The organism is Candidatus Desulfatibia sp., assembly GCF_036446775.1.
Lineage (GTDB): Bacteria > Desulfobacterota > Desulfobacteria > Desulfobacterales > UBA11574 > Desulfatibia_A.
Genome location: NZ_JAZFTO010000240.1, coordinates 1 through 8845, shown reverse-complemented (window position 1 = coordinate 8845; position 8845 = coordinate 1). Strand labels below are relative to the sequence as shown.

At 44.8% G+C, this 8845-nt stretch carries 11 protein-coding genes; all 11 read right to left on the bottom strand.

Annotation, left to right across the window (positions count from 1 at the left end; translation table 11 throughout):
* Window positions 1–3 precede the first annotated feature (3 nt).
* On the bottom strand, window positions 4–756 hold the full coding sequence (rlmB, locus tag V3S16_RS11320) for a 23S rRNA (guanosine(2251)-2'-O)-methyltransferase RlmB (protein WP_413884994.1): 753 nt from the start codon (window positions 754–756) through the stop codon (window positions 4–6).
* A gap of 108 nt (window positions 757–864) precedes the next feature.
* Window positions 865–1479 (bottom strand): guanylate kinase, encoded by a 615-nt coding sequence (gmk, locus tag V3S16_RS11315; protein WP_413884992.1) that lies wholly within the window; start codon window positions 1477–1479, stop codon window positions 865–867.
* A gap of 6 nt (window positions 1480–1485) precedes the next feature.
* Window positions 1486–1740 (bottom strand): DUF370 domain-containing protein, encoded by a 255-nt coding sequence (locus V3S16_RS11310; protein ID WP_413884990.1) that lies wholly within the window; start codon window positions 1738–1740, stop codon window positions 1486–1488.
* A gap of 28 nt (window positions 1741–1768) precedes the next feature.
* Window positions 1769–2650, bottom strand: a complete 882-nt coding sequence (locus V3S16_RS11305) for a YicC/YloC family endoribonuclease (RefSeq protein ID WP_413884988.1) — start codon at window positions 2648–2650, stop codon at window positions 1769–1771.
* 125 nt (window positions 2651–2775) lie between these two features.
* Entirely contained in the window at window positions 2776–3303 is a 528-nt protein-coding gene (locus V3S16_RS11300) for a DUF4416 family protein (protein WP_413884986.1), read from the bottom strand.
* 439 nt (window positions 3304–3742) lie between these two features.
* Entirely contained in the window at window positions 3743–3916 is a 174-nt protein-coding gene (locus tag V3S16_RS11295; RefSeq protein ID WP_413884984.1) for a Trm112 family protein, read from the bottom strand.
* A 40-nt stretch (window positions 3917–3956) separates the two neighbouring features.
* Window positions 3957–4907: a UDP-glucuronic acid decarboxylase family protein gene (locus tag V3S16_RS11290; RefSeq protein WP_413884982.1), complete on the bottom strand. Its 951-nt coding sequence runs from the start codon at window positions 4905–4907 to the stop codon at window positions 3957–3959.
* Window positions 4908–4938: 31 nt separating this feature from the next.
* Window positions 4939–5232: a HigA family addiction module antitoxin gene (locus tag V3S16_RS11285; protein ID WP_413884980.1), complete on the bottom strand. Its 294-nt coding sequence runs from the start codon at window positions 5230–5232 to the stop codon at window positions 4939–4941.
* A gap of 307 nt (window positions 5233–5539) precedes the next feature.
* Window positions 5540–6136 (bottom strand): FkbM family methyltransferase, encoded by a 597-nt coding sequence (locus V3S16_RS11280; RefSeq protein ID WP_413884978.1) that lies wholly within the window; start codon window positions 6134–6136, stop codon window positions 5540–5542.
* Between the two features lie 654 nt (window positions 6137–6790).
* On the bottom strand, window positions 6791–7615 hold the full coding sequence (locus tag V3S16_RS11275; RefSeq protein ID WP_413884976.1) for a class I SAM-dependent methyltransferase: 825 nt from the start codon (window positions 7613–7615) through the stop codon (window positions 6791–6793).
* Entirely contained in the window at window positions 7615–8763 is a 1149-nt protein-coding gene (locus V3S16_RS11270; protein ID WP_413884974.1) for a glycosyltransferase family 4 protein, read from the bottom strand. Before V3S16_RS11270 ends, V3S16_RS11275 begins: the two co-directional genes overlap by 1 nt.
* Between the last annotated feature and the right edge of the window lie 82 nt (window positions 8764–8845).

The window sequence follows — 8845 nt, the reverse complement described above, 5'->3', positions numbered from 1 at the left end:
TAGTCACTTCCGGAGGCTCCTCTGCCTGAAAGCCTCATACATAACAACCCCCCCCGCCACCGAAGCATTTAAAGAATTAATCAGGCCGATTTGAGGAATGGAGACTAAAACATCGCACTGTTTTTTAACCAGAGGACGGATCCCTTTTTCTTCTCCCCCGATGACAATGCCGATTGAGCCTGTTAAATCATCTAAAAAAATGGAACGGTCGGCAGCTGAATCCAGACCTACAATCCACAGCCCCTTTTTTTTCAACGCCTTGATAGTATTTACCATGTTAGTTACGCATACGATCTTTACGTGTTCAAGGGCACCGGCGGACGCCCTTGATACGGCCGGCGTCGGCAGCGCAGATCGATCTTTGGGAATGACAATACCGTCGATGCCCACACAAAGCGCTGTTCTTGCCAATGCTCCAAGGTTATGAGGATCTATGACATTATCCAAAAGCAGTAAAAAACAGTTCGCGTTGGCGGAGCCGGCAATGTCAACAATATCAGCAATGCCGGCCAGAGGATACGGAGTTACCGCGGCACCGATTCCTTGATGATGATTACCGGCCGTCATCTTTTCAAGCTTGGCGGTCTCTACCTTTTTGATGGGTACATTTAATGCTTCAGCCGCTTCAACTACTTTATGGAGGCGTTTTGAAATTTTATCTTTGGCAATGTAGAGTTCAAAAAAATTTCTCTTACGGGCCTTCAAAGCTTCAGAAACCGGATGGATGCCGTATAGTATCTCTGTTTTTTTCCGCATTTCTCATGAAATATTTATTTTGATTGTGAAAATATAATTGAATTAACAGACTTTCTTTGTCCTTTGCAACGGACAACTGACAACTATCAACGAACATTAATGGATTTTTCATAAAGCGCGATACTTTTCTATAGTCGAGATCAGTTCTTTAATAGCTTCAGATAGCTGATCATTGATAATGACATGACGATAGAGGTCTTGTCTGGCCATCTCCTTCTTGGCATTTACCAGGCGTCTTGCTATGACCGCCTTGCTGTCGGTGCCTCGCAATTCCAGGCGCCTGCGAAGTATGTCCAGTGAAGGAGGCATTATAAAAATCGTAATACTGTCAGGATATCGCTCAAGCAGTTGGATGGTACCCTGAACATCGATATCAAGGAGAATGTCGCGACCGGCGGCTAAATTCTTGTCTATAAATTCGGCCGAAGTGCCGTAATAATTGCCGTGGACTTCCGCCCATTCCGCCCATTTGCCTTCTTTGATATATTTTTTAAACAGGTCTCTTTGGACAAAGTGGTAGTCAAGGCCATCCTGTTCCCCATTGCGGGGCTCTCTGGTAGTATACGATACCGAATAAAGCATATCTGCAAATCGGTTCAGAATGGCTTTGGCAAGGGTTGTCTTGCCGGCTCCTGACGGTGCGGATAAAATGAAAAGATGACCCTTGCAGTTATTCATTTCTATGGAATTTGAACTGGCGGATCTGTCCCCCTGCTCATTCATGACGGGTTATTCAGTCTCCTTAAGCGTTGCGTAACGATGAGATATGGTCTCGGCCTGTATCGCCGATAAAACGATATGGTTGCTGTCCATCACAATGATAGACCTGGTTCTACGGCCATGAGTGGCATCGATCAGGCGTTTTTCAGCCTTGGCATCATCTTTAAGTCGCTTCATAGGTGCGGAATTCGGCGATACAATTGCTATAACTCTTTCGGCTACCACACTATTCCCAAAACCAATATTCAATAGATTCTGTTCCATAATACCCCTGTTCTATCAACACACGATGCTATTCAATGTTTTGTACCTGCTCTCTTATTTTTTCCAGTTCGGACTTCACCTCAACAATCAGGTGGGATACACTAACTTTTTCAGTTTTGGATCCTATAGTGTTGAACTCACGGTTCAATTCCTGCAATAAAAAATTTAGTTTGCGGCCGGCAGGTTCCTCCGAATACATAACCATACGAAACTGCTGGATGTGGCTTTCAGACCTTACGATCTCCTCGGAAATATCGCTTTTGTCGGCAATAAACGCCGCTTCCTGTGCAACCCTGGCAGGATCTATCTCTATCATTCCTTTGGTTAACACCAAGATGCGTTCTTTTAAGCGCTCCTGATATATGTCTAAAAGGCCCGTAGATTCTTTTTTGATTTGAACCAGCCTCTTTTCAATAAAATCAAGCCGGCCAACAATATCCTCGGACATAAAATCGCCTTCTCTTTTGCGCATTACGATAAGCTTATCCAGGGCTTCATTGAAGCAGTCTCCGATTATCGGCCAGTGTGCCTGGATATCACGTTTAGTCTCGCCGGGCACAATAATTCCACCGGCATCTGCCAAAAGCTCAAGTGATATTGCCGTATCAATGTCAAACCGATCTTTCAGCTGCAAAAGGGCCTCATGATACGCCCGCGCCTTGGGTTCATTGATCTCAAAGCCGTAAGCATCTTCGGATTCATCAATGATTTGCAGCTTAACTTCAAGACGCCCCCTGCTAACCTTCTCCGCCGCCAGGCTTTTAATCTTATCTTCCAGTTCCAGATAGTTGTGCGGAAGGCGAATCGCAAAATCAAGGTGTCTGTGGTTGTAGGAGCGTATTTCAATCGAAACTTTAAACTGTTCGGTCGCTTTCTCCGCCCGGGCGTATGCGGTCATACTGTTAATCATTTTTAGTTCCTTAGTTGTGGTCTTTTTGTTTTTTGTGACAAAACTTTTCTCACTGCCACTCATTGCCACCAAGGCACTAAGCCTTTGTGGCAAAAAAAATATTTCCAGCTTGTCCAGGTTGGTTTTTACGTGCTCCTTAAATCGAGTGCATATTTGTTACGTACCTGTTGCAGATAAGCAAGCATCCTTTCGTCGGCATAACCGGGATATGTCCAGGGTAATGCTCGAAACCGGTCCTTTTCATAAATCAAGGTCAGATCCGCATAAATCCGACGGCCGATATAGATCCTGTGGCTGTAATTCTTACCGGTTGCCAGCACAAAGCGTTCATGAAGCATGTATCCCGGATCTATATTGACCGTCCGTTTGCCTCCGGTTGAATATTCCTGCTCAAGTTCATTGGTTGCAAGCTTGATCTGAGCCAATTCACGCTGTTTTATGAGTGTTTTAAAAGCCAGTATGCGCCTGAAAAGGGGTGCCCCCATCTCAGGTTCGTAGTAGGTAGTATAATCAAACGGAAGCCATGAGCTTGCCATATCCACAGGCCCGAACTTTTCGATCAAGGCCTCGGCCGCAGCAGCAATATAGCGCTTTTCCTGCATGATCAGACCTATCAACAGTTTAGCAGGCTTGGGCAGCTGGGGTCGACTCATAGCTTTGGAACTTGTCATTCGTTATTTGTCATTCGTAAAATAAGACCGCTATGCTTTAAGAGCGCTTCGCTTGAGGAAGAATAAAGAATCCTGGCCCAGAGGACCAGGCCTTGGTTTGCCCTATAGGGGTGCACCTATCTCAAATGAAGCAAATTAAATTCCAAATATCAAATAACAAATATCAAACAAATAACAATGACCAAAATTCAAAAATCCCTCCGGGGCGTAGGCCCGATGCCCCTACGGGCCGGAGGCCAAACAATGTCTCGTCCTGAAAGGTTTTGGTCATTGAATATTGGAATTTGAAATTTATTTGGAATTTGGTGCTTGGAATTTGTGTTTTTAGACACAAAACTCCAAGGCAGAGCCGGTATCTCTGACCTGGTCCAGTGAACCAGGTTTTTCAGGACATAATAAAACCGTTTAGAGTATAAATCGGCTATGCGTCCAAAGGCTTGGCCTCATCAATCAGCATAATCGGAATATCATCCCGGATCTCATACAAAAGTTTGCAGGCATCACAGATAAGCCCGTCTTCTTTATCGGTCAGATATATGTCGCCTTTACACTTGGGGCAAGCAAGAATATCAAGAAGGTCCTTACTTATTGCCATAATAATCTCCCTTTATTAAATTTTAAAGCCAGGTATCGGCTCAAAGTGCTCTTAAGACTTCTTCAAAATATGCAATAGTCTTCTTCAAGCCTTCCGCCAGTTTGATTTTAGGTTCCCAGCCGAGGACTTTACCGGCTAATGTAATATCCGGCCGGCGCTGCTGAGGATCGTCAGCCGGTAGCGGCTTGAAAATAATCTCGGATGATGAGTTTGTCAGCTCAATCACCTTTTCGGCCAATTCCAGGATCTTGAATTCATCGGGTTTTCCAAGATTGATAGGGCCGGTAACATCATCAGGGCTTTGCATGAGCCTTATCAATCCTTCAACAAGATCATCCGCATAGCAGAAAGACCTTGTCTGGGTTCCGTCACCAAAAATCGTCAGCGGCTTGCCCTGCAGAGCCTGGGCGATGAAGTTGGAAACAACCCGGCCGTCGTTAAGATGCATTCTGGGGCCGTAGGTATTGAAAATACGGGCCACTTTGATTTTAAGATTGTGCTGGCGAAAGTAATCAAAAAACAGGGTTTCCGCACAACGTTTGCCTTCATCGTAGCAAGACCGGGGGCCGATGCAATTAACGTTGCCGTGATAGCTTTCCGGCTGGGGATGTACGGTGGGATCACCGTACACCTCTGAGGTCGAGGCCTGCAGAATCTTGGCCTTAATCCGCTTGGCAAGCCCCAGCATATTGATGGAACCGTGCACATTCACCTTGGTGGTTTGAACCGGATCGTTCTGGTAATGAATGGGAGAGGCCGGGCAGGCCAGATTATAGATCTCATCGACTTCAACATACAAAGGAAAAGTAATATCATGCCGGCAAAGTTCAAAATAGGGATTACCTAAGAGATGAGCAATATTTCTTTTGCTGCCGGTGTAATAGTTGTCCACACACAAGACATCGTAGCCTTCGTCCAGCAGACGCTCGCATAAATGGGAGCCCAAAAATCCGGCCCCGCCGGTAACCATAACGCGTTTTCGTATATGCATATCGTTCCTTTAGAATTTCCGAAACGTTAAACTATGCTAAGGCAATTTCACCAAATTCTTCAACATCAGTAGGCTTTTGCTCTGCAAGCCAGATATCTAACTTTGCCTGCATGTTTAGCCAGCTTTCGGGAGATGTCCTTGTTGCCTTACTCACTCTGACTGCCATTTCTGGGCTCATTGATGCTTTACAATTAATTAACGCTGACAAGGTTTTTCGCGTAACTCCCAAGCGTTTTGAAGCTTCGGTTACTGTTAGACCAAGAGGTTTAATGACATCCTCTCGTAGGATTTCTCCTGGGTGGGTTGGTTTTCTGTAAGTAATCATTCAACATTCAATTCAATATAGGAGCATTATAATGTGTAACCCGTAACGTGTCAAGAACCACCAATTTATTAATCATCATTAAGATTATGCCTGAATCTTGCATGAAAAAGGAAATCCCTAAACTATCGAAGTAAGTTGCTTTTGCCAAATATTCGCTTATTCAAAAATCAACCGCCTAATTTTACGAATTTCTTTAGTAATATGGACCTGCAGCAATTTTGCCTATGGTTATCAATATCTTTACGATTTTGATGGTGAATTTAGGTTATTGCTTCGGGATTGTCAACCATCACGACAGCTTTCTGGCTTAGGGTCGACGCCAGGCCCATAGCATATGCTCCTCGTGCCGCCGCGTCTTAAAACCAATCGAATTTAAATAACCTTCCAACGATGTGATATTATGACTTGCCTCTTTGCGTCCATGAACTTCCATGGCCATCTGATCGATACGATGCAGATAACTTACAGGGCAGTTGTACAAAATCTCAAACTCAGATCCTTCACAATCCATTTTTAACAGGTTGCATCGCTTGAGCTGATGTTTATCGAATATCTCCGGCAAGGTCACACAAGGAACTTGAACTGTTTTTAGCTGGGAATCAGAATAGCCGAAAACACTCGCAGAGGTGGTAAAGCTGTCTCTGGGATCAAAGCTTAATGTGATTTCACCGGAATAACCGTAAACCGCCTTTTGAAAACACAAAACCTGAACATTGCTATTTAACGCTTGATTCCGCTCGAGTTGTCTATAATTACTTTCAACCGGTTCATATGAAAAAATTTTTGCGCCCGGAAACCGCGATGCGGCAAAGAAAGTAAAAAAACCTGCATTGGCACCAATATCAATAATTGTTGGACGATCTGGAACTGTTAGTGCCAAACCACGTGTGTAACTCCCCTCCATGAAGATCTCCTTAAATTCATGCAAGAGTCTTCGTGGCACCTCGATAACAATCCTGTTCCGCGTCTCGAATATTAAAGGATCCGCTTTGGTAAGGCCCAGTTTGACTTTAATATACAACAACCAGTTGGACAATTCTTTAAAAAGACGTATATATCTCATCATCTTTGTTTTGTTTCAATAATTCGATACAGTTCGACAACCTGATCAGCTATCCTCCCAGAAATTATGCCCGATAGACTAGCAGCCATAGCCTAATCAAAAAGACTTAAACGATCTCGTTTTGTTTTTTTATCCATGTCTTATGAGAGATGCCATGCAAGGTCATCGCGGATTTTTCCCTAACGCCGCTTATCAGTAAAAACCTGTATATCAAACCCGTCTCGCTAAGCCGAAAGTTCGGTTAAGTTATACACAAAGCCTTCCGCCCCGCCGATGAGTCCATATTTCGGTATTACCACGGCGATGCGTTTGAGATAATTATGATTCATAGGAGAACCAAGCGATCGTCAACAGTTAAGCAAACCCCTGTTTAATAATGTCAACAATCCTGGCACAGCTGTGGCCATCACCAAAGGGATTTTGCTCTGGAGAGTCTGACTTCTTAAGTGCCCAGTCGAGATGTTTTGAAATTTCATGTTGAACAACATATGCCCTTCATTCTATCTTTGCAATTACCGCCACACTCGTTCCGGAATACATTTTAGCGACCAGCCGGGCAAAAAGGCTTACAATCGGTATGCGCTTTAACTTTGCTTTGACAACGTCCGAGTGGTAATCTTTGTGCTTTATAACTTTGAAACCATACTGGTCTATTAGTCGCGTCAAGCTGTTAAAGGTAAAGTGCCAAAAATGGTACGGCAGGGACCAGCCGTCCCATTGGTACCAGATCTGCTGGGCGTCTGTCCCTTCATAGTTGGGCACATCAATAACTAAAATTCCATCCGGTTTCAACCAAAATTTGGCATTTTGTATGGCCGTATGAGGATCCGGTGCATGCTCTAAAGAGTGCCACATGGTAATTATATCGAAGCTTTCAGGCGGAAAAGCTGCATCATTGATTTTCCCGACGGCTATCGAAAGGCCCAGTTTGTCAGTGGCGTACCGGGCCGCCCATTCGGAAACATCCAGCCCCTGGACTTGATAGCCCTGCCGGCGGCAGGCATCGAGAAAGTATCCGTATCCGCATCCGATATCAAGCAGACTACCGGAACGCTTTATCGACTTGACAAATCGAGTGCGATGCTGCTCCCAGCTGATCCTTTTGAGAAATTGCTTGGATTCGGGGTCCAGCCCCTCATCATATCGTTCTGAGAAATAATCGCTACGGTACAATCTCTCTATCTCACTTTCAGATGGCCGTGGGTCGAGGAAACCGAGTCCGCATGTGGGGCACCGATAGACTTTCCAATCGTCTTTTTCGATCAGCAGTTCTCTTTCCGAGGTCTGGCACAGGATGCATTTCTCCGGTGCTTGGTCCACTAAATTTTTCCTCCCGCAGTCCATTGGCGGTAAAGGTCGGCCACCTTATCGACCGTATTATCCCAATTATGCCTAAGAGCAATCTGCCGACCGTTTTCGCCCATTTGCATGCGTTTTTCGTGTGTTGCCAGTGCAGTCAATGCCGCAGTCATTTCCGAAACCGATGGATTTTCAGAAAGTATAAAACCACTTAATCCGGACTCTACGATATCCCTGGCACCGACTCTGGGGGTAATGATCACCGGCAAACCGGCGGCCATAGCTTCTAGAACCGCCAACCCGAAGGTATCAAACTTAGATGGCATGGCAAAGATATCACTGGCCAAATAATATTTCTCCACCTCATCGGTTACACCTGCAAAAATAACCTGTTCGGAGATTCCCAGATCGCCAGCCATGGCCATAAATCTTTTGGAATCACCTTTTCCGACGACCAGTAGTTTCATATTGACGTTGTGATCTTCTTTTGCAGTCACATCTGCGATGCCATTTATAACAAGGTCCAGCCGTTTGAGCTCAAAATTCATGCTGACAAACAAAACAACAACATCGTTCGGGGCCAAGCCATGGTGTTGACGAATTTCGTGACGGCAAACCTGGCGATCAAGAGAGGAAAAGCGTTCAAATGAAACACCAGGATGAATGGTCTGGATTCTGGACTCAGGAATATCATAAACTTTCAAAATCTCTTCTTTAACCAGGTTTGAAACCGGCATGATGATGGGACCATTCCGGTTGTTAAATGCTTTTTGTTCCACCCAGACCATGGCCCGGTCAAAAAGGCTTAAACGATTTCGTTTCGTCTCTTTTATCCAGGTTCTGTGAGGAATGCCATGGAAAGTAAAAAGATCCATCTCAAAGATTCGATCGTGGCTATGAACAATGTCGTAAGAACCGGCTTGAATCGCTTTTTGGGCAAAATAGGCAAAGCTGACAGGCCCAAGCCAGCGGGGAAAGCGTATGATAGGCACTTTATGGAAGGTAATCGGAGCATTCCCTGAACGCCATTGGTTGGCAATGACATGCACATCGAAGTCGTCGCGTTGGGCCAACCGTTCAGTCAAATTAAAAACAAAGCCCTCTGCTCCACCGACCAATCCGTACTTTGGAATTACAACAGCAACACTGATTAGAGAATCGAGGCTCATATATAACTCTGGATTTAAATCTTACCTACAATCGAATTGCGATGTTATCGAAATGGTATTTTAGCACCAAAAAATTGACATC